We start from the raw sequence: 19,150 nt of genomic DNA, 5'->3' as shown, positions 1-19,150 counted from the left end.
CCACTCTTTCCATTCTCTTTTGCCATAGAGCCTTTGCCATAGAGCGCCGCCTCAGCGAAATTTAACACCACCCTTTATCCCCTGTTTTTTTCATGTCTCTGTTTGACTGGTTTGCAAATCGACGCAAAGCTGGTGCCATCAGCCAGAATCAGCAGGAGCGAGAAATCGCCGACGGACTCTGGAGCAAGTGCCCCAACTGCGGCGTGTTGACCTATACCAAAGACCTGCGGGCAAACCTCATGGTCTGTCCAGAGTGCAAGCATCACAACCGCATCTTTAGCGACGAGCGCATTCAGCAACTGATCGATCCAGGCACCTGGACCCCGCTGGACGAACACCTATCGCCCACCGATCCGCTGGGTTTTCGCGATCGCAAATCCTACAGCGATCGCATCCGCGACACTCAGGAAAAAACACGCCTCAGGGATGCTGTTGCCACAGGCGTTGGACGGCTGAACGATTTGCCCGTGGCGCTGGGCGTGATGGACTTTCGCTTTATGGGCGGCAGCATGGGGTCTGTCGTGGGCGAAAAGCTGACCCGCATGATTGAACGAGGCACGCGCGATCGCCTCCCAGTGATTATCGTCTGTGCTTCTGGCGGCGCACGAATGCAGGAGGGAATGCTCAGCCTCATGCAAATGGCGAAAATCTCCGGGGCCCTAGAGCGACACCGAGAAGCCTGTCTGCTCTACATCCCCGTGCTAACCCATCCCACAACGGGCGGCGTAACGGCTAGCTTTGCTATGCTGGGCGACCTGATCCTGGCGGAACCCCAGGCCACTATCGGCTTTGCAGGGCGGCGTGTCGTCGAGCAGACCCTCCGCGAAAAGCTCCCCGACGACTTTCAAACCTCGGAATATTTGCTCAACCACGGCTTTGTAGATACCATCGTGCCGCGCACTGAGTTGAAAAAAACCCTGGCCCAACTCATCCTGCTGCATCAGCCTCCACAGCCCGCAACCCACGCGGTTCACGTCCCCGACACCGTACCCGAAACCTTGCCACTCAAAATTCCCCACGAGTTGTAATCTCGTTGTGGCTTCGATAGCAATTTCAGCGTAATTTCAGTAGTTTCAATAATTTCACACCGCATATAAGCCGTCATTGCAAGCGGTCACCATCCGGACAGGAAAAAGCTTGTATGGTGGATCTGTTGTCTTTACTGAGATCCTGCTGCTACGCCCCTATGCAACTCATCGCCGCAATGCAGGAGGTGTTTCGCCAGCCTCCGATTCCCTACGAGCCGCAAAAGCACTCCCTCAAAGCCTGGGCCAAGTATTGCCTGCAAGATCGGGGCTACAAAGTCCTCTACGCCGATCGCGCCGATTTTGCCATCGAGTCTCGAACCGACGGCAAAGTCTTCTTTCGCGTCACCGAAAACCCTGCCGATGTAACCCCAGACCTGGGCTGGATCGTGTGCGATCGCACATCCCAAGTCACCACCGTCATCGCCCCACACACTCCCGAATAAGGATACAGACCAGCACCACCACCCCTCCCCCCACCTCTTCGTTCTTCCTTCTTCCCTCTTCGTTCTTCTCTCTTCCTTTTTCCCTCTTCTTTCTTCCCTCTTTTTTCTCTCTCCTCCCATGCGGGATCTCTACCCCCCCATCGAACCCTACGCCTCTGGCACCCTCCAGGTTTCCGACCTACACACCATTTACTACGAAGAAGCGGGCAACCCCCAAGGCAAACCCGTCGTCTTTTTGCACGGCGGCCCCGGCGGCGGCATTACGCCCAGCTATCGCCAGTTTTTTGACCCGGAAAAGTGGCGCGTGGTTCTATTTGACCAGCGGGGCTGTGGTCGCAGCACGCCCCACGCCGAACTACGCGAAAACACCACCTGGGACTTGGTGAATGACATTGAGACAATTCGGACGCACCTGGGCATCGATCGCTGGGTGGTCTTTGGCGGCAGTTGGGGCAGCACGCTCTCTCTCGCCTACAGCCAGACCCATCCCGACCGCTGCAAGGGGCTAATTTTGCGGGGCATTTTCATGCTGCGGCGCAAGGAATTGCTGTGGTTCTACCAGGAGGGATGCAGCTACATCTATCCCGATGCCTGGGAAGACTACCTGAAGCCGATTCCTGCGGAGGAGCGGCACGATTTAATCAGCGCCTACTACAGACGGCTGACCAGCGATGACCCGGCAATTCGGCTGGAGGCGGCCCGCGCTTGGTCGGTCTGGGAAGCCAGTACCAGCAAGCTCCTGCCCGATGCCAACCTAAAGGAGCGCTTTGCAGAGGCGGAGTTTGCCGATGCCTTTGCCCGGATTGAATGCCATTATTTTGTGAACAAGGGCTTTTTTGAACCAGACGACCAGCTCTTGCGAAACGTCGATCGCATTCGCCACATTCCCGGCGTAATTGTGCAGGGGCGCTACGACGTAGTGTGTCCAGCGGTGTCTGCCTGGGAGCTTCACCGCGCCTGGCCCGAGGCGGAGCTAATTCTCGTGCCAGATGCAGGCCACTCGATGAACGAACCAGGAATTCGGACGGCGCTGCTGGACGCGAGCGATCGCTTTTCCGCCCTCTAGCCCCAACCCCCTGCCCCGCTTCCTGATATGCTGAATATGCTGGAAGCCTGAACCCGCCTGGATTTTCGCCATGCCTGCCGCCACGTTGACCGATCAACCCCTCAGTTTTCCCCTTACCGCCGTTGTCGGACAGGAGGCGATTAAGCTGGCCCTGCTGCTCTGCGCCGTTGACCCGGGGCTAGGTGGCGTGGTGATTGCGGGTCGTCGCGGCACGGCCAAATCCGTCATGGCCCGCGCTATTCATGCGCTGTTGCCCCCCATCGAAGTCATCGAAGGCTCCTGCTGCAATGCCGATCCGCTCCTGCCCGAAGCCTGGGATGATGACACGCTGAAAAAATACGCAGAGGTCAAAGCAGCAGCGGATTTCAAAGCAGATCCCGAAGCGGATTCTGCTTTGCCCACGCACGTCATCCCGGCTCCCTTTATCCAAATTCCGCTGGGCGTAACGGAAGATCGGCTGCTCGGCTCGGTGGATGTGGCTCAGTCCATCAAGGCGGGGGAAACCGTATTCCAGCCGGGGCTGCTGGCAGAGGCGCACCGAGGCGTGCTGTATGTGGACGAAATCAATCTGCTGGATGACCAGATTGCGAATCTGCTGCTGACGACGCTGACGGAGGGACGCAACCAGATTGAGCGCGAAGGCATTAGCTTTCAGCATCCCTGCAAGCCGCTGCTGATTGCCACTTATAACCCCGAAGAGGGCGACCTGCGAAATCATTTGCTCGACCGAATTGCGATCGCCCTTTCGGCGGACGAAATCCTGGGGCTAGACCAGCGTGTGGCAGCCGTAGAGCGGGCTACAGACTATGCCCAGTCGCCGGAAGATTTTCTCAAGCTCTATCGCGAAGAACTGGACAATCTCAAAACCCAGATCATCCTCGCCCGCGAGTGGCTCCAGGATGTCACCATTTCCCGCACCCAGATTGAGTATCTGGTTCAGGAAGCGCTGCGCGGCGGCGTGCAGGGGCATCGGGCGGAACTGTTTGCTGTGCGGGTGGCCAAGGCAAACGCAGCGCTGGAAGGGCGTACCGAGGTCAGCGCCGACGATCTGCGCGTGGCTGTGAAGCTGGTGATTGTGCCCCGGGCGCTGGATCTCCAGCCGCCGCCCGAAGATGAATCGCCCCCGCCACCCCCGCCGCCCCAGGATCAGCAGCCGTCTGACCAGGATCAGGACGAAGACGAGCAAGACGACGAAGACGAGAACGAAGAAGACCAGTCCCAAGATCCGCCGGAACTCCCGGAGGAGTTTATCTTTGACCCAGAGGGCGTGCTGCTCGACCCGTCGGTGCTGTACTTTGCTCAGATGGCCAATCGACGCGGCAAGTCGGGGTCGCGCAGTCTGATCTTTTCGGAAGATCGGGGACGCTACATCAAGCCGATGCTGCCCAGGGGCAAGGTGCGGCGGATTGCCGTAGACGCGACGTTGCGCTCGGCAGCGCCCTATCAAAAGGCCCGGCGATCGCGCTACGAGCAGGGAGCAGCGGCAACTCAGCCGCCTCGCAAGCGGGTGTTTGTGGAAGAGTCGGACCTTCGCGCCAAGCGGCTGGCCCGCAAGGCGGGGGCGCTGATTGTGTTTGTGGTCGATGCCTCTGGATCAATGGCGCTGAACCGGATGAACTCTGCCAAGGGCGCAGTTCTGCGGCTACTGACAGAGGCCTACCAGAACCGTGACCAAGTGGCGCTGATTCCCTTTCGGGGTGACCAGGCAGAAGTGCTGCTACCCCCGACTCGCTCCATCACCTCGGCACGGCGACGACTGGAGCGGATGCCCTGTGGGGGCGGCTCTCCCCTGGCGCATGGACTCACGCAGGCGGTGCGCGTGGGGGTGAATGCCCGCTCTTCCGGTGACATTGGACAGGTGGTGATTGTGGCTATTACCGATGGACGAGGCAACGTGCCGCTGGCCAAATCCCTGGGGGAACCCATCCTCAGCGAAGAGAAGCCGGACATTAAGGCGGAACTGCTGGACATTGCCACCAAGATTCGGGCGCAAAATATTCAGCTTTTAGTGATTGACACGGAGAATAAGTTTGTGTCTACGGGCTTTGCTAAAGAACTAGCGAAACAGGCAGGTGGCAAGTATTATCACCTGCCCAAGGCCACCGACCAGGCGATCGCCGCTGCCACAATGGGTGCATTCTTTAGTTTGGACTAATGGTGAAGAGGAAGGCAGTCAATGAGAAGCACCGACTGCCGTAAGGTCAATGAAGTACAACCAACATTGACCCCATGATTTTCAACGAACTTCAGCAATTTCGCCAAACGTTGTATGCCAGCTTGGGAAACGCCAGAGATGCCCTGTTTGATCTGATGGATGCCGTGTTAGTGAGTGCGTGCATCGTGTCGTTTGTGAGGCTATCGCAGAGTCCTGTCTTTCGTCGCCAGTGGTCGAGCACCTATGAAGCGTTGCGCGATAGCCGCCTACCCCGATCAAAGGTGCTGAAGCTGTTGGTGCAGCAGATACCGACTCAGCAGCAACCGTTGTTGGCAGGTGATGCGAGTCGGTGGAACCGTCCTGCTGCCAGGCGTTTGAAAGACCGCACCTTATCAGGCAGAACAGGACATGCCCCGATAGCCGGACAAAACTACAGTACCTTAGCCTGGATTGCTGAAGACAGGGGCAGTTGGGCATTACCATTGCGGCATGAGCGCATCACCAGCTTTGAAACACCCGCCAGTAAAGCGGCATTCCAACTCAAACAAGTGACTCGGCAGTTAGCGGTGCGTCCGTTGGCGATCTACGACCGAGGGTACGGCAATGCCAGTTTTGTCAACCAAACGGCAGGGATTGAGGCAGACTTGCTGCTGCGGGTTACATCCAATCGATGTGTCTATGGCGCGCCCCCAGCGTATCGAGGGCGAGGCGCACCTGCCAAGCATGGACATAAGATGAAACTCAATGACCCTGACACTTGGAGTGTCCCGGTCGAAACCGTTGAAGTCGATGATCCCAACTGGGGACGAGTGCGGGTCAGTCGTTGGAGTGCATACCATTTCCGCAAATCCCCCAAACGGGCAATGGAAGTGTTGCGCGTGGAGGTGCTGGAGACACAGAGCAGCACGCGACGCTTGGCTCCTTTGTGGTTAGTTTGGCTGGGTGAGCAGATGCCTCCGTTAGAAACCCTGTGGTTGCACTACCTCCGTCGCTTTGCCATTGAACACTGGTATCGCTTTGCCAAGCAGAGGCTATATTGGACACATCCCCAGTTCAGTTCTGTATCGGCAACCGAACAGTGGAGCAGCCTGATGCCGTTGCTCAGTTGGCAGTTGTGGTTAGCGCGAAAGGACTGTACTGACCACCCCTTGCCCTGGCAGGCACCGCAAGAAACGTTGACTCCGGGTCGGGTCGCACAAGCGTTTGCAGGCATTTTGGCAGCGATTGGCACCCCTGCTCCTGCGCCTAAACCTCGTGGTAAATCGCCAGGACGAGGCAAGGGGCACAAGCCAACTCCTCGTCCCTGCTATCCGATGGTCAAAAAACGAGCCTCGAAACGCAAGACATCCGAACAATCCCTGAACAGTCCGGTTGCAACAGCAGCTTAACTGCGAGCAGGATTGTATCCAATTCCTTAAGTTCAACTGTTATGAACGGTTGAGCAGATTCTTTATGGCATCCTGTTGAGCATTATTGTGATGCCAGTTAGTCCAAACTAAAGGTGCATTGCGAGATGCCAAGAATGGCTAGAGAGCATAAGAAAAATGCATAAATATAAATAAAAGGGGAAGCGGAGAATCGCCACTCCCCCTCAGAGTCCGAACCCCAAAGCTCGTTTGTGCTAGCTGGCCAGGTATTCGCGAATGTCGGCCCGGCGCTTCCGCAGTTTGGTCAAGGCTTCCCGCTCGATCTGGCGCACCCGCTCGCGGCTGATGTTCAGGCGATCGCCAATTTTGGCCAGCGTGAGCGATCGCCCATCCTCTAGCCCAAAGCGCAGCGACAAGACTTCGCGCTGTTGCGGCGTTAGCTCTGCCATCAATTGCTCAAGCTCGTTTCGCAGCGAAGAATTGGCAGCATAGTCCTCCGGAGACGGCCCCGTGTCTTCCAACAGCTCACCCAGTTCCGTGTCCTGGTTATCGCCCACTCGCAAATCCAGCGATAGGGGCTGGCGTGCCCGCTCCAAATATTCGCGCACCTGTTTCACCGACATATCTAGCTCCGTCGCCAGTTCCGAAACGGTTGCTGCTCGACCAAGCTGCTGAGCAAGCTGCCGCTGCGCTTTCTTAATTTTGTTTAGCTTTTCGGTGATGTGAATTGGGAGGCGAATGGTGCGCCCTTTCTCGGCGATCGCCCGCGTAATTGCCTGCCGAATCCACCAATAGGCGTAGGTACTAAAGCGATAGCCTTTGGTTGGGTCAAACTTCTCTACGCCTCGCTGCATCCCAATTGTGCCCTCCTGGATCAGATCCAGCAAATCCACATTGCGCTTGATATATTTTTTGGCTACAGACACCACTAGGCGCAAATTGGCCTCTACCATGCGGCGCTTGGCGTTTTCGCCCTCGGCCACCACCTGCTCTAGCTCATCGACCGACAGGCCGGCCTGGTCTGCCCATTCTTTCAGGCTGGGCGATCGCCCAAGCTGCTCCGACAGCGCCGCCTTCACGTCCTGCAACAGGCTCAGACGCTGAACCTGCTTTCCATACAGAATTTCCTGCTCGTGCGTCAGCAGAGGAACCCGTCCAATTTCTCGAAGGTAAGTGCGAACCAGATCGGTGGAGGCTTGACTCGTTTTCATGACAAGACACGTGAGGAGTTGGAAAAACACAAAACGGGGCAGCTACCGGGCAACTACCCAACCGAGAAAAATAAAAACCTTAAAGACCAGAGCGCTGAGGGCTGGATACGACTCTATTCAATTGCTATTCAGTTGCTATTTGATTGCGAACCCTCAGCTACCACTCAATGGACAAGCTTTGGCTGCTACCCTTTGGCAACAGATGCCGCCTCCCGACCAGAGCGATCGCCTCTCAGAAAAGCACCTCAGACCCAGCATCGAACCCGAAACCTAATCACAGACTCATCAGGTGAATAACTTTTGGAAGACACGCCTGGGAGACAGCCAACACGAAGCACCTCATACACTCCGATACTCACCACCCAGAAACCCTTTGCTCAATCTGAATATTAAAAAATGTAACACTTATGAGAGATGCTGTCACGCCCCTAAATCAGCAAATTGGGAGCATATCCAGAAACGTTAGACCCAACATTACCGAGATTTTCCCGATATGAATGCATCCTGTACAACAAAACCAGTGTGATCAGAGTCAGCATCGGTCACCTCCGCAAGCAGCTCGTTCGTAATGTTTTTTTAATAATTCAGCCCAAGTCCTAATCGCTGACAGAATATGAACTGTAGAAATGCGAACCGTAGAAAGCTGGCTTAGACAACTGGATATGCGGCACACACAGCAATCTATCGACTCTAGGTATCATGCTATGCACCCGCATCAGCCTCTCCCGCCTGCATAAGCCAGTCATTTAGACAACGCTTCCGACTGAGATACCTTAATTTACAAGACTTGCGTTGATCACCGCCTGTGCCTAAGGGGCCGGTTTACACGCTTTCTGCTCTACAGAAAGCAAGAAGTTGGCTGAGGATGTGATCGAAAAATGCGTCAGGGTCCCGATTTATTCGCCACCCTCACAATGACCAATCAAGAACAACCATGCTGTAAGGGTTTCAGCAGTTGCCAGATTGAGGTGGCGAAAAACCAAGGACACTAACAAAAATGCAAAAACCCCGACACTGCTTAATTCTGAGAAGCAGCATCGGGGACTGACAAAGCCATGAACTCGAAAGGCAAGCTGAGCAATTCAGCGAGCAACGCTGAACCCTAAGCAGAGCGTCCAATCTCTCGCGATGGACTAGCTGGCTCTGCGCCCAGCATCGACTCTTTCAGGAGTTTCAGTCCTTTCTTAACGCGGCGGGATACAGTAACCGCGCTAATGCCCAAGCGCTCGGCTGTCTCCTTTTGCGTCAAGTCATAGAGAAAAACGGCTTCCAGAACCTCGCGGGTTCGCTTTTCAAGCTGATACAGGGCTTGTTGAAGCCGGATCTGGTCTTCCTGAGCAAGCTGGAAACTGCGGTATTGCGAATCGGGCAGCATTTCACCTAGCGTTGCGCCTTCCTCTTCTTCTCGCATGGGCGCATCGAGGCTGAGGGGCAGCCGATTGCGGTAGGCGAGTTTGATTTCTTGCCACTCGTCGAGCGAGACTCCCAAAGCAGAGGCAAGTTCAGCATCGGTTGGAGAACGATGAAGCTCTGCCTGGAGGGTGCGCGTAACGGTTGCAGCTTGATGCTGAAGCGCCTGCCAGCGACGAGGAATCCGAACAGAAGACCCCTTATCGCGCAGATAGTGCTGAATTTCGCCACGAATGTAGGGAATGGCGAAGGAGCTAAAGGCATGACCCTTGCTCATGTCAAACCGCTCGATAGCACGGATCAGTCCTAGGCTTCCCACTTGGAGCAGGTCATCATAGCTTTCGGTGCATTGATTGACCCAGTGATGCGCTTCTTTGCGAACCAAACCAAAATTGAGTTGCACCAATTGATTGCGGATTTCGGCAGTTGGAGAGGTTTGATAATCTCGCAGGAGTTGTAAACTTTCGGTCTTAAGTTCTGTAGAAATGGGTGTAGACATGACGAGATTCAGGTAGATGGGGTTAGCCAAGAGACCGTAACCTAGATGCATCCCTATGAAAGGCACAAGGGTATCAAACTGAGAAGTTGAAACTCAAGTTACCTGGCTTACTTGACTCAATGGCTTACTTAAATTTGGCAGGTTAGCAGAGGCTTAAACAGTCGCTTGCAGGTTGTGAAACCAGGCTAGTGAGCGCAGAAACGCTCTTGCTTGTTAACTGGAGCCTATTTGCTGCTTAGAGCCTGGTTACTACTTGCAAGCATTTGGAGCAGCGAATTTGGAGCAGTGAGCTAACGTATGAAGTCAGAGGTTTCAGCTATCCTAAATTTCTGACAACGAACTCCAATCACTAAAGCTCCAGTAACGTTGCTTGATAGTAATAAATCTGCCGCTTGACGAGGCCCCAGAAAATTTCTGAACTCAAGGTATTTGGTTTAGGGCAACGCCTACAACTGCATTTTTACGGAACCTGAAAGAAGTGTCGAAAAACCTGAATCGCCTCATTAGATGAAGATCGGGATAGATCCTCTAAAAGTTTGAGACGGCTTGATGAATGAATCAGGAGGAAAGAATCAGACGCGAGTCTGTGGAATTCACTGATGAGCAGTTTACATTTTAAGATGAAAGCTTCCAATATTATGGAGCAATATCATGAGAAAGCGTTAAGCGCGATCGCCCCTCGGCGGAGCAGTGAACTGGACATCGCCTTTAAGACAAGGAGGGCGATCGCCCTTTAGAAACAGCGTTTAACTGGCCCTAGACAGAGCTGACAGGTAGTTTCCAGTAGACCTTTTAGCTCCTAACTTTGAGGATTACATGGTGTGAAAACTGTGATTCTCTCTGGCTCCAGACTTTATAAAAGCGTGATTCCAAACCGCACTTTTTAAAGTTTTAGTAAAGTTCAGCTTTATGGAAACCTCATAATTTAGCCCAAAAATTTAGCCCAAAAACTGAGCCCAAACATGAAAAGACCCGCCAGCGCCTTGCCAGCAGGTCTTTTCGTTTCAAAATCTAGAAGGGCTAAAAGATCAAAATCTGTAGCCAGTCACTCTCATAGAGTCTTGAGGGACTACGCAGCGGGTTCAATCCGAGCGTAGAATAGCCCCTGAATACGAACATCCAGAGGTTCCTTGCCACCCATGTCAGTATCTGAAGGCTGCTCACTCAGGAAAGTTCCAGCGATCTCGCCCGTTGCGGCATTGATCTTGGCAATCTGGAAGGAGATATTGCCACGACCCGTCTTAAACGCCTTTTTATTTTCGCGCTGAAGTTCATCGCTGTCGGCCTGGGCAGGCAGCGCAACTGCATTATCGTAGCCCGCCGTCAGACCGCGACCTTTGGGATCAAGGAAGTTAGACGTGCGGTAGGAGGGCACCTTAAACTCACCCTCGAAGTCCGTGGAGGCAGAGATGCTGTCCAATCCAGGCTGAGTTGTAGCAACCAAGTCCTTGATGGTGAACAGGAAAGGGACTTCCTCTCCACCGGGCAGCAGCACAGTGATGGCCTGGAAATCAAAGCCTTCTTCTTCGATGAAGGTGAGGCTACGATCGGGGTTGACCTTTAGCGTGCCTCGCACCTGGTCGAGGCTGGAGGTATAGCGTGTCAACGGTCTGCCAGCCACAAATTCTGCCTCTTGGCGTTTGTTTGCTGGCTCTGTCTTCACAGCGTAGTTGGTCGGTTCCAGGCACAGATCGACGATTTTGTAAGTCTCACTGGGGTCAATCGGAATGGAACCCCGCTTGATGGTGTCAAGAGTAGGGCATTTGTTAGCTAGACCAGTGCCTCGGATTTGCTCATAGGTGAGCGGGCCGCTGGCGGCGGTAGGGGTGCCGCTGCTACAGGCAGTGAGAAACCCCATACAGAGCGCAATCAGCGCGACAATTAGAGCGCGATACCTCATGGTCAACCTCGATATCTCAATCTTGATATGGCTTGGTGGTGGATGAATTCTAGTGGATGAATTCGTAGGTCTGTTGGGTCGAATGTTTGATCGAACAAGATTAGTCGAACAAATCTAACAGATTGTGTCTGATACTCTAATGTTGAATTTTACAAGACCTTGTGCGCTTGTTTCTGGAACAGACCGACTTCGTAAGACTTCAGGGCGAGACTTTAGAGTAAATCCTGGCTTTGGCGTAGATGATAAGGGACGTGAATTGTGTAGAAATGTATAGAAAATTGCATGGAACAAGTGTTTCATAGGTGTTGCAGAGTTCTTTCGTGATTCTTTCGCAAATTCTTTTGCAGTTGTTTCTCAGCAGTTGTTTCTCAGTTGTGTGGAGCGTGGAGCGGCATGAACGAGCAGGATAATGGAGGCGATCGCCCATCTCATCCAGATCTGGCAAGTTTGGAGCAAGCGCTCCAGCCTCAGGAGACACTTCAGCGCCATCTAGAGGCGATCGCCCAACAGGTACAGGAAACCGCCAAAGCGTCTGAAGGCGATGGCGTTGCGCTGTTGCGGCTATTGCGCCTGCTAGAAAAGCTGCATCAAGAAATCCGCGACACGATGTTTCAAGAAACGCTGCCCAAAAATCGCCATTCGCTCTACGCCCTGCTGCGCGATATGGAGGCCGAAGGTGGCTGGCCCTACATTAGTCGCATGAAGCTGCGATCGCTCTTGCGCCACCTGCTAGATGAGCCTCCTGCTGAATCGCCCAACCCCCTGAACCCCATCGCTGACCCAGAAGACTTTCCGCGCCGATAGACGAGAGAGCATTAGGGGTGTGCTTCCTGGGTCGGAGCCACCCGCTTTAAACCCTCAGCGACGACTTTCAAAACACGGCTTAACAAAACACGGCTTAAAATAAGTAGAAAGGTTCTACTTGGGAAAGGCTCCATGATTCCTACCGTTATTGAACAATCGGGTCGCGGCGAACGCGCCTTTGACATCTATTCGCGTCTGCTGCGGGAGCGCATCATTTTTCTAGGACAGCCTGTCGATTCTGACGTTGCGAATCTGATCGTGGCGCAAATGCTGTTTCTAGAAGCCGAAGATCCCGAAAAGGACATCTATCTCTATATCAACTCTCCAGGCGGCTCTGTGACTGCTGGCATGGGCATTTTTGACACCATGAACCATGTGCGCCCGGATGTTTGCACGATTTGTGTCGGGCTAGCCGCCAGCATGGGCGCATTTCTTCTGAGCGCTGGCGCTAAGGGCAAGCGGATGAGCCTGCCCCACTCGCGGATTATGATTCACCAACCCCTCGGCGGTGCCCAGGGTCAGGCAACAGACATCGAGATTCAGGCAAAAGAAATTCTCTACCACAAACAAAATCTCAACCGCTGGCTGGCAAAGCACACAGGGCAGCCCCTAGAGCGCATTGAGCGCGATACTGAGCGCGACTTTTTCATGTCTGCTAAGGAAGCGATGGACTACGGCTTGATTGATCAGGTGATCGATAAGCATTCGGTCGGCAGTCGCCCGACGGTGGTCAGCGCCAATTAGGGCTTAGTGGGGGCTTAGTGGGGGCTTTGTGGAAGCTGTGTGGAGGCTTTCGGCAACCCCTCTGAAAGATCTCGGCAATTTTGGATTGTAGAGTTGGGATTTTGGGCGGTGCCAAAAGCTCTCATCCAAAATTGTCAATCTAAAATCCAAAGTCCAAAACCGGCGCAAAACTCAGGTTCAGCCCCAATCCTGATGCTCTGGCGAAGTAGAGAGCGCAATTCGCTGGTGTAGGGCTGCCGCGTTACGCTCTAGGTCGGCTGCGAGGATGTCGAGCTGGTCGAGTTGGGATTGATAGTCGGTGAGTTCGCGTTTGGCGGCGACTTTTCGCTCCAACGCAGCGCGGGCGGCGGGTTCTTTGCCTTGCTTGAGGGCCAGTTCTGCGATCCGATGCCAGGTGTCCATGTCTTTCTGGGCTACCTGTATTTGTCGCTGGAGTTGGTCGCAGGCGATCGCCATATTCCGTCGCGCCTGGTCGAACTGTTGCAGCGCCATTGCAGGGTCGTTCGCCAGCACTGCGTCTTCCATCATGCGGCGAGAACTGCGGGGGTTGAGCATGGCGGCATCGAGTCCAAAGGTTGCAAGCTGTTCGCTGACGCTGCGGCCCGTTTTGCACCAGGTCGCAAAGTGTTCGCAATTGTTTTCGAGCAAGCTATAGCGCTGTTCACCCAGCCGACTCTCGGCCCGTTCGATCACGATATCGGGCAAATAGCAAACGGTGTATTGCTTGACGAACACCCGGTTGCCCCAGGAAAACGCCGAAAACTCTGTCTGGCGAATCGTCGGCGGCTCGGTGGCTTTGCTGTAGTGAATGACGCTGCCATCGCCGCAGTCGATGCCGTGGTGTTCATACACACCGTCCATGCCAGCGAGCGGTCGCATAACGTAGATTTGGTCGCCTCGAGCCATGTTCAAGGGGTAAAGCGTTGGGATTGGGGTTGAGAATCAGGTTTGACGGCGAGTTTCACCTGCACAGGCCAAAGTGCCTATTGGTTTCAGCACCCTGCATGAGCTGCTGCAAAATTTTATCTTAGGCAAGCGATTGGCAAAACTCTGTTTGCTGCCTCACCTCCGAATCCAAATCCCTTCAGGACTTACGCACTTGCGATAAGCTCTTTGGATTTTGGACAATATCTCCTGGGCTGCGCCCGCGAGACATTGTCCAATTGCGTAAGTCCTATCCCTTAATTTCGATAGGCGATCTGGAGGCTCTTGACCAGCAACAGCAGCGAGGCGATCGCCATTAGCCCGCCCCAAAACCAGTAGGGCAACAGCAGGTTTTGAGCGATTTGCCCAGAGTCCGACAGGAGGACTTGCCCGCCGATATTGGCTTGGCGGGTGAACAGATAATCCATCTGGTGATAGGTGCTGACGCACGCCTGCACACCCAGAAATTGGATCGCGAAGACCTGGAGCCAGGGATAGCCGGAGAGGGCGATCGCCAGCACCGCAGCCCCCAGAAACGGCACGGCCACCAGCCCAAAGAGCGATCGCACCCAGATGAGCGCCGACCCAATCAGCATTGCCCCCAAAAACAGCAGCGCATAGCGGGCCATCTGGCGGCTGCGCGATGCCAGAATAAACAGCGCCCCAGCGATCGGCGGCCCCATCGGCCCCGCCGCCGCCACCAGCGCCCAACCCACGGGCCCCAAAAACAAACTGCCGCTGTGAACCGCAAAGCCAGAGCCGTTGGGAAACATCTGCAACTGCTGGAAGTTGCCGCCCAGCAGCATGGCCATGAGTCCATGCCCCATTTCATGAAACCAGGTCGCCAAAATGCTGAAGGGATACAGGATGTAGTTGCCAATGGGCAATTGCCAGAGCAGACTGGTGGCGATCGCCGCTGCGACCAGCCAGGTCAACCCCACCCGGTCAGACTTGGAGTCGGAGCCATCCCACCGTTGCGGGTCATCAAACGGATTGTCTTTGTTCCAGCGATTCGTCATGGCAGGGCTTGAAGGAGGAGTCTTGCAGAACCATGACTCAACTCTAGCGCTTGCCTCCGTGGATCGCCCCCTGTGCCACTCCAGGCATGATTCCAGGCGTAACTCTGGGGCACTGGGCATAGCCTACTCGAAACCTTGCCAGGTCAAAACTTGCCAGGTCAAAACTTGCCAGGTCACGGTTTAGTCAGCAGTTCACAACACCTGAAATCCCTAGAGAGACAGAGAGAGAGGGACGCCCTAGAAGGCCACTAGCGGCAGCGCCTCCTACTCAAGTTGGTGGATCAGGCAACTGCAAATGGGGCGGCACTGGAATTGCCCCGCCGGGAGTCGGTGGGCGATGGATTTTGGTCGCTGCGTCGGGAGAGTCTGGATCGCCCTCCTGCCGACCGCGGGTGATTTCGGTTGGGGCTTGGGGCAAATCGGAGGCAGGCTGCCCAACCGTGCGATCGCTCACCAATCCGGTCGTGGGTGGGTCATCACCGTTTTCGCTGCCCAGGCGAATCTTAATATTCGGCCCAGAGCGGGCCAGCCGAATCACTGCGCCATCCGTCAGTGGGACTTGCGTAATTCGCTTGCCGTCCAGGTAGGTACCGTTTGTGCCCAAGTTAACAATTTCCCAATTTGCGCCAACCCGACGCAGCTCTACATGATGGCGAGACACGACAGCGCTGTAGAGAATCACATTATTATCGGTCGCTCGCCCAATGCGAATCACCGACTCATTTTCAAACTTCCAAACCTGGGCTGGAACCTGCTTGACCGGATGCAGAAGGGATAAAGTAATCACACTCGTGACGCAAAACCTACGGCGAAAGAACAGAGTGGCAAATTTTCAGGAAGAGATGCCTGATGGCAGGGCGACTGAATTTTATGGCTGAAATTTGAAACTGAATCTTGGGGCTGATCAAGTATTGTGACTGATCCGACAGGCTGCTGGCCGTAGGGTGAAACAACGGCTGGCATTCATCATCCACTCATCCTAAATCCTACGCTGCAATCCTATGTCGCTTTCTTAAAAGCAAATGCAAACTTTATGGCCAGGTCTGGTCAACTTGACTTTCGCGTAGGGGGCAAATCTGGACAAGACTGCCTCAATCTAGAATAGGCTGGGAACTCTAGGAAGTGCCAATGTGTGCCAATGTTTTGAGGGTCTGTGTGAGGCTGCTGGGGTATTTGAGGCGATTTCCGGTCTGTCCTGTATTCTTCTGCATTCTTGATAGATCTGCATTCTTGATAGATCGGTCATTTCGGTCATTGTTGATGCTGGAGGAAAACGTCTGTCATGCCCAACTTACCGGTAAAGCGCATGGTGCTATACAAGCACGGGGTCGGTTTCTTTGAGCGCTTGGGGGCTTTGGGGCCAGAGTCCTCCGTCACCTTGACGTTCAAAAAAGAGGAAATGAACGATATCCTCAAAAGCTTGGCGGCCTTTCCCCAGGGCGATGGGCAGGTGGTGAACGTGTCCTATGAAACGCCGGAAGAGAAGCAAGACGCGCTGAGCAAAGCGCCGCTGGTGTTGAGCGATCGCCAGGCCTGGCTAGATTTGGTGCGATCGCTGCGGGGTTGTCAGGTGCGGCTCCATATCGCTGGCGGCGAAACCGACGGGGCGCAGGAGCGGATCATCAGCGCGTCTGGCTCCGAGTTTGTGGTCAGCGGCTGCATGGTGGGGCTAAACCAGATTGCCGAAAAGCCAGAGCAAACTCTAGTCGCCATCATGACCACAGGCAGCGAAGCCGACAGCACGCCTAGCCTGCGGACGTTTCTGCTGTCTCAGGTGCGGGGTCTGGATATTTTGGATGCTCGCAGCGGCGATGATCTGCGCTATGTGCTGGACTTGAGCCAATCCCGCGAGGAACAGCGCAGCGTCACCATTTTTCTCGATCGCCCCAATCAAGATCTGCTAGTTAGCTATGTTGCTCCCAGCCCCACTTGGCGCGTCAGCTATCGCCTCGGCTACACGCCCGATGCACCTGCCGAGGGCAGTGGTGTTGCCGACAACAGCGACAGCGGTCAGCTATTCATCCAGGGCTGGGGCATTGTGGACAACCAGCTCGATGAAGATCTCGAAGATGTCTCCCTAACGCTGATCGCGGGACAGCCCATCAGCTTTATCTACGACCTCTACACGCCCCGCTTTGTCGATCGCCCCACTGTCGAGGACGAAGCGCGAACGGTGGCGGGCCCCGTCAGCTTTGAAGAAGGTCGCCTATATTCACATATCGATGTGGCATCTGTGTCGCACAGCTTACTCGATAGGGATTCCAACTTCTACGAGTCTGATTTAGATGCAGAGCTAGCGGCTCCAGGCATGGGCAGCAGTCGGTTCAAATCTGCCCGCCGCGACCTGGCCCAGGCAACTCAGGTTCAGGCAACGGGCGTGGCGCGGGGCGAGTTGTTTCAGTACGACGTGGGCATTCCGGTCACGATCAAGCGGGGACAGAGCGCGATGGTGCCGATTTTGGGCGCAACGCTGGCCAGCCGCAAACAGCACTGGTTCAACGCTGAAAAAATGCCAGACCATCCAGTGGTGACCATCGTCGCGACCAACACGACTGGGCTGACCCTAGAGCGCGGCCCGGCGACGGTGCTGGAGGCAGAGAACTACGTGGGGGAAGCAGTGCTGAGCTTTACGCCTGCTGAGGGCGAGTTTTTTGTGCCCTACGCTGTGGATTTGGGCGTGCAGATTTTGCGGGAAGACGAGTCACGCCTGGAAACGGCGGCGATCGCCCTTGGGAAAGGTGACTACCTCGTTCATGACCAGTGGGAAACCCGCCAGACCGTCTACCGCATCGACAACCGCAACACCTATCCCATTGCTTTGGTGATTGAGCAGCGCATTCTCAGCGGCTACGAGTTGTTTGAGACGGTGGAGCCGATGGAGCAGACGGCTGAGTTTCAGCGCTGGAAGCTGGCGATCGCCCCCCGGCAGCAGAGCGAGTTTCGCGTGCAGCAGCGCCGAAAAATTTCTCGAGACGAACAAATCCTCAACCTGGATTACCAGACTCTCCAGGCGTACCTGCACAACAAATTTATCAACGCCAGCCTGTTTCAGGAGTTGCGCGGCATTCTAGACCTGCATCAGCAGATTGCCCAAACGCAGCGGGAAATCCAGAAGCTTGCCAAAAAGCGCGATCGCCTCTCTGACGAGCAGGAAGGCATTGCCAAAAAATTGCAGCCCTTGAATAACAGCGGCAGCGAAAATGACCTGCGCGAGAAGCTGGCAGCCAAAATGAGCCACCTAGAAGACGAGCGCGATCGCCTCCAAGCCAGCATCATCGCCCAAGAGCAAACGCAGGACAGCCTGAAGCAGCAGCTTCAGCAATTGCTTCAGGAGTTGCACTAGACTGGCGCTCGATCCAGCGTCAGGTCTAGCGCTGAACCCTGAGCAGATTCATGGGCAGCAAATGCATGGGCAGCAAATGCATGAGCAAAGTCATTGCCCGCTCAGGAAAGCTGGAACAGGAACGTCATGCGATCGCCCTTGCCCAGCGAGATGCGATCGCCCGGCCGCAGGCGGTGGCGGTTGCCCATCGGCAGCGGCATGTTGTTCACGTAGGTTCCATTGGAACTGCCCACATCTTCCAGGTAATAGGCATCGCCCTCCACCCGGATATCAGCGTGAACCCGCGACACAATTTCTGAACTGGGAAAACCAGACACGTCAATATCCGGCGGAATTCGGTCGTTGGGCTTGCCAATGTGAACGACAGGTAGCGCTTGGGGTAGCTCTACAACCTGATTGGTCTGCACGTGCAGCAAGCTGGCTCGCTGCGTCTGGAGTTGGGTCGGCCCCAAGGAAGCGGTCGGACTAGCTACTGGCGGCACTGCGACGGGCGGCATGACAGGCGATGGCGGCGCAACGGGCGGCGTGACAGGTGGTGGCGGCGGTGGCGGAAGTTCAGAAACGGGTGAAACGCCCGAAGTTGCAAACGAGTCCGGTGTTGCTGCAATCGGCGGCGTGATTGGCAATGGATCGGGTGGAACCAAGGGTTCTACTGCTGGCAAATCGGGAATTGCAAAATCAGGCGCGACCGTTGGTGTGGACACCTCTGTCCCCTCTGCCGCCGCCGCCCGCAGGTTAAACCCACACTGTCCACAAAAGCTGGCATCGGACTGAACCGAAGCCCCACAGTTGGGACAGCTCATCATGGTGGGCAGCGGCGTGTAGCAGGCTTCACACTGCACTGCGCCATCGGGATTTTGATGGTTGCAATTCGGACAAACAATCATAAATAGACCGCTCCCCTTACCGTGGGTCTTAGCTCCAGTGAATGAACAGGGCATCTGCGCGAGGCAGGCTGGGCACGTCTGAGCCAGGAAGAGGCTTAACCTAGCACGGTTCGGCCTGCAATTTCAGCGTGCAATTTCAGCGTGTCATTTCAGCCTGCAATCAGCCTACAAATAGCTTGCCCCATTAATGACTCTACAAGCGCACTGGTGCATTTCCCGCCTATTTCTGGAAATGTTCTGCCTCGGTAGCAGCCCAAACTCGTCGCCCAACCGTTTCACCCCTGGCTAACGATGCTGATTAACCAAAGAATCGCTTATATTAAAAAAGCTCAATTGAAGCCAATTGCCTA

16 protein-coding genes are annotated in these 19,150 nt (G+C 55.0%); 9 read left to right on the top strand and 7 right to left on the bottom strand.

The window, feature by feature from the left end; genetic code table 11:
* The first annotated feature begins 92 nt into the window (after window positions 1–92).
* From accD to HPC62_RS05930, 5 genes are all read left to right on the top strand, one after another.
* Window positions 93–1,028 carry an acetyl-CoA carboxylase, carboxyltransferase subunit beta gene (gene accD, locus HPC62_RS05950; protein ID WP_172354191.1) on the top strand — a complete coding sequence of 312 codons (936 nt, stop codon included), beginning with the start codon at window positions 93–95 and terminating at the stop codon, window positions 1,026–1,028.
* A 158-nt stretch (window positions 1,029–1,186) separates the two neighbouring features.
* A complete protein-coding gene (locus tag HPC62_RS05945; RefSeq protein ID WP_172354190.1) occupies window positions 1,187–1,471 on the top strand; it encodes a hypothetical protein in 285 nt (94 codons plus the stop codon).
* Window positions 1,472–1,589: 118 nt separating this feature from the next.
* Complete coding sequence (gene pip / locus HPC62_RS05940; RefSeq protein ID WP_172354189.1) at window positions 1,590–2,537, top strand: prolyl aminopeptidase; 948 nt, start codon at window positions 1,590–1,592, stop codon at window positions 2,535–2,537.
* Window positions 2,538–2,607: 70 nt separating this feature from the next.
* Window positions 2,608–4,692, top strand: coding sequence for a magnesium chelatase ATPase subunit D (gene bchD, locus HPC62_RS05935; RefSeq protein WP_172354188.1), 2,085 nt, complete (start codon window positions 2,608–2,610; stop codon window positions 4,690–4,692).
* Between the two features lie 74 nt (window positions 4,693–4,766).
* Window positions 4,767–6,080: an NF041680 family putative transposase gene (locus HPC62_RS05930; protein ID WP_172353244.1), complete on the top strand. Its 1,314-nt coding sequence runs from the start codon at window positions 4,767–4,769 to the stop codon at window positions 6,078–6,080.
* 233 nt (window positions 6,081–6,313) lie between these two features.
* Here the strand turns inward: HPC62_RS05930 and HPC62_RS05925 are convergent, their stop codons facing one another.
* Entirely contained in the window at window positions 6,314–7,270 is a 957-nt protein-coding gene (locus HPC62_RS05925) for an RNA polymerase sigma factor, RpoD/SigA family (protein ID WP_172354187.1), read from the bottom strand.
* A 1,102-nt stretch (window positions 7,271–8,372) separates the two neighbouring features.
* The gene (locus HPC62_RS05920) at window positions 8,373–9,179 is read right to left on the bottom strand and encodes an RNA polymerase sigma factor SigF (RefSeq protein WP_172354186.1); all 807 of its coding nucleotides are present in this window, start codon (window positions 9,177–9,179) and stop codon (window positions 8,373–8,375) included.
* A 599-nt stretch (window positions 9,180–9,778) separates the two neighbouring features.
* Between HPC62_RS05920 and HPC62_RS05915 the strand changes: the two genes are divergently transcribed.
* The gene (locus tag HPC62_RS05915; protein ID WP_172354185.1) at window positions 9,779–9,916 is read left to right on the top strand and encodes a hypothetical protein; all 138 of its coding nucleotides are present in this window, start codon (window positions 9,779–9,781) and stop codon (window positions 9,914–9,916) included.
* A 332-nt stretch (window positions 9,917–10,248) separates the two neighbouring features.
* Here the strand turns inward: HPC62_RS05915 and psbO are convergent, their stop codons facing one another.
* Entirely contained in the window at window positions 10,249–11,079 is an 831-nt protein-coding gene (gene psbO, locus HPC62_RS05910) for a photosystem II manganese-stabilizing polypeptide (RefSeq protein WP_172354184.1), read from the bottom strand.
* A gap of 393 nt (window positions 11,080–11,472) precedes the next feature.
* Here psbO and HPC62_RS05905 point away from each other — a divergent pair, with 393 nt between their 5' ends.
* A complete protein-coding gene (locus HPC62_RS05905; RefSeq protein ID WP_225910609.1) occupies window positions 11,473–11,883 on the top strand; it encodes a hypothetical protein in 411 nt (136 codons plus the stop codon).
* A gap of 132 nt (window positions 11,884–12,015) precedes the next feature.
* Window positions 12,016–12,627 (top strand): ATP-dependent Clp endopeptidase proteolytic subunit ClpP, encoded by a 612-nt coding sequence (gene clpP, locus HPC62_RS05900; protein ID WP_172354183.1) that lies wholly within the window; start codon window positions 12,016–12,018, stop codon window positions 12,625–12,627.
* Window positions 12,628–12,804: 177 nt separating this feature from the next.
* Here the strand turns inward: clpP and HPC62_RS05895 are convergent, their stop codons facing one another.
* From HPC62_RS05895 to HPC62_RS05885, 3 genes are all read right to left on the bottom strand, one after another.
* Window positions 12,805–13,506 carry a lecithin retinol acyltransferase family protein gene (locus HPC62_RS05895; protein WP_390820064.1) on the bottom strand — a complete coding sequence of 234 codons (702 nt, stop codon included), beginning with the start codon at window positions 13,504–13,506 and terminating at the stop codon, window positions 12,805–12,807.
* Between the two features lie 302 nt (window positions 13,507–13,808).
* Window positions 13,809–14,570 carry a M50 family metallopeptidase gene (locus tag HPC62_RS05890; RefSeq protein WP_172354181.1) on the bottom strand — a complete coding sequence of 254 codons (762 nt, stop codon included), beginning with the start codon at window positions 14,568–14,570 and terminating at the stop codon, window positions 13,809–13,811.
* Window positions 14,571–14,838: 268 nt separating this feature from the next.
* Window positions 14,839–15,357 carry an FHA domain-containing protein gene (locus HPC62_RS05885; protein ID WP_172354180.1) on the bottom strand — a complete coding sequence of 173 codons (519 nt, stop codon included), beginning with the start codon at window positions 15,355–15,357 and terminating at the stop codon, window positions 14,839–14,841.
* A gap of 495 nt (window positions 15,358–15,852) precedes the next feature.
* Between HPC62_RS05885 and HPC62_RS05880 the strand changes: the two genes are divergently transcribed.
* On the top strand, window positions 15,853–17,913 hold the full coding sequence (locus HPC62_RS05880) for a hypothetical protein (protein WP_172354179.1): 2,061 nt from the start codon (window positions 15,853–15,855) through the stop codon (window positions 17,911–17,913).
* Window positions 17,914–18,014: 101 nt separating this feature from the next.
* On the opposite strand, the gene HPC62_RS05875 is transcribed toward HPC62_RS05880, so the two are convergent.
* Complete coding sequence (locus HPC62_RS05875; protein ID WP_172354178.1) at window positions 18,015–18,800, bottom strand: FHA domain-containing protein; 786 nt, start codon at window positions 18,798–18,800, stop codon at window positions 18,015–18,017.
* Window positions 18,801–19,150: the final 350 nt, after the last annotated feature.

Source organism: Thermoleptolyngbya sichuanensis A183 (assembly GCF_013177315.1).
Classification (GTDB): domain Bacteria; phylum Cyanobacteriota; class Cyanobacteriia; order Elainellales; family Elainellaceae; genus Thermoleptolyngbya; species Thermoleptolyngbya sichuanensis.
This window is presented reverse-complemented; position numbering and strand designations above follow the sequence as displayed.

Coding starts and splice junctions, on each gene's coding strand:
- HPC62_RS05925 (WP_172354187.1), bottom strand. CDS start 7,270: ATGAAAACGAGTCAAGCCTCCACCGATCTGGTTCGCACTTACCTTCGA.
- HPC62_RS05895 (WP_390820064.1), bottom strand. CDS start 13,506: ATGCGACCGCTCGCTGGCATGGACGGTGTGTATGAACACCACGGCATC.
- psbO (WP_172354184.1), bottom strand. CDS start 11,079: ATGAGGTATCGCGCTCTAATTGTCGCGCTGATTGCGCTCTGTATGGGG.
- HPC62_RS05930 (WP_172353244.1), top strand. CDS start 4,767: ATGATTTTCAACGAACTTCAGCAATTTCGCCAAACGTTGTATGCCAGC.
- HPC62_RS05875 (WP_172354178.1), bottom strand. CDS start 18,800: ATGATTGTTTGTCCGAATTGCAACCATCAAAATCCCGATGGCGCAGTG.
- bchD (WP_172354188.1), top strand. CDS start 2,608: ATGCCTGCCGCCACGTTGACCGATCAACCCCTCAGTTTTCCCCTTACC.
- HPC62_RS05905 (WP_225910609.1), top strand. CDS start 11,473: ATGAACGAGCAGGATAATGGAGGCGATCGCCCATCTCATCCAGATCTG.
- HPC62_RS05945 (WP_172354190.1), top strand. CDS start 1,187: ATGCAACTCATCGCCGCAATGCAGGAGGTGTTTCGCCAGCCTCCGATT.
- clpP (WP_172354183.1), top strand. CDS start 12,016: ATGATTCCTACCGTTATTGAACAATCGGGTCGCGGCGAACGCGCCTTT.
- HPC62_RS05920 (WP_172354186.1), bottom strand. CDS start 9,179: ATGTCTACACCCATTTCTACAGAACTTAAGACCGAAAGTTTACAACTC.
- HPC62_RS05915 (WP_172354185.1), top strand. CDS start 9,779: ATGAGCAGTTTACATTTTAAGATGAAAGCTTCCAATATTATGGAGCAA.
- pip (WP_172354189.1), top strand. CDS start 1,590: ATGCGGGATCTCTACCCCCCCATCGAACCCTACGCCTCTGGCACCCTC.
- HPC62_RS05880 (WP_172354179.1), top strand. CDS start 15,853: ATGCCCAACTTACCGGTAAAGCGCATGGTGCTATACAAGCACGGGGTC.
- accD (WP_172354191.1), top strand. CDS start 93: ATGTCTCTGTTTGACTGGTTTGCAAATCGACGCAAAGCTGGTGCCATC.
- HPC62_RS05890 (WP_172354181.1), bottom strand. CDS start 14,570: ATGACGAATCGCTGGAACAAAGACAATCCGTTTGATGACCCGCAACGG.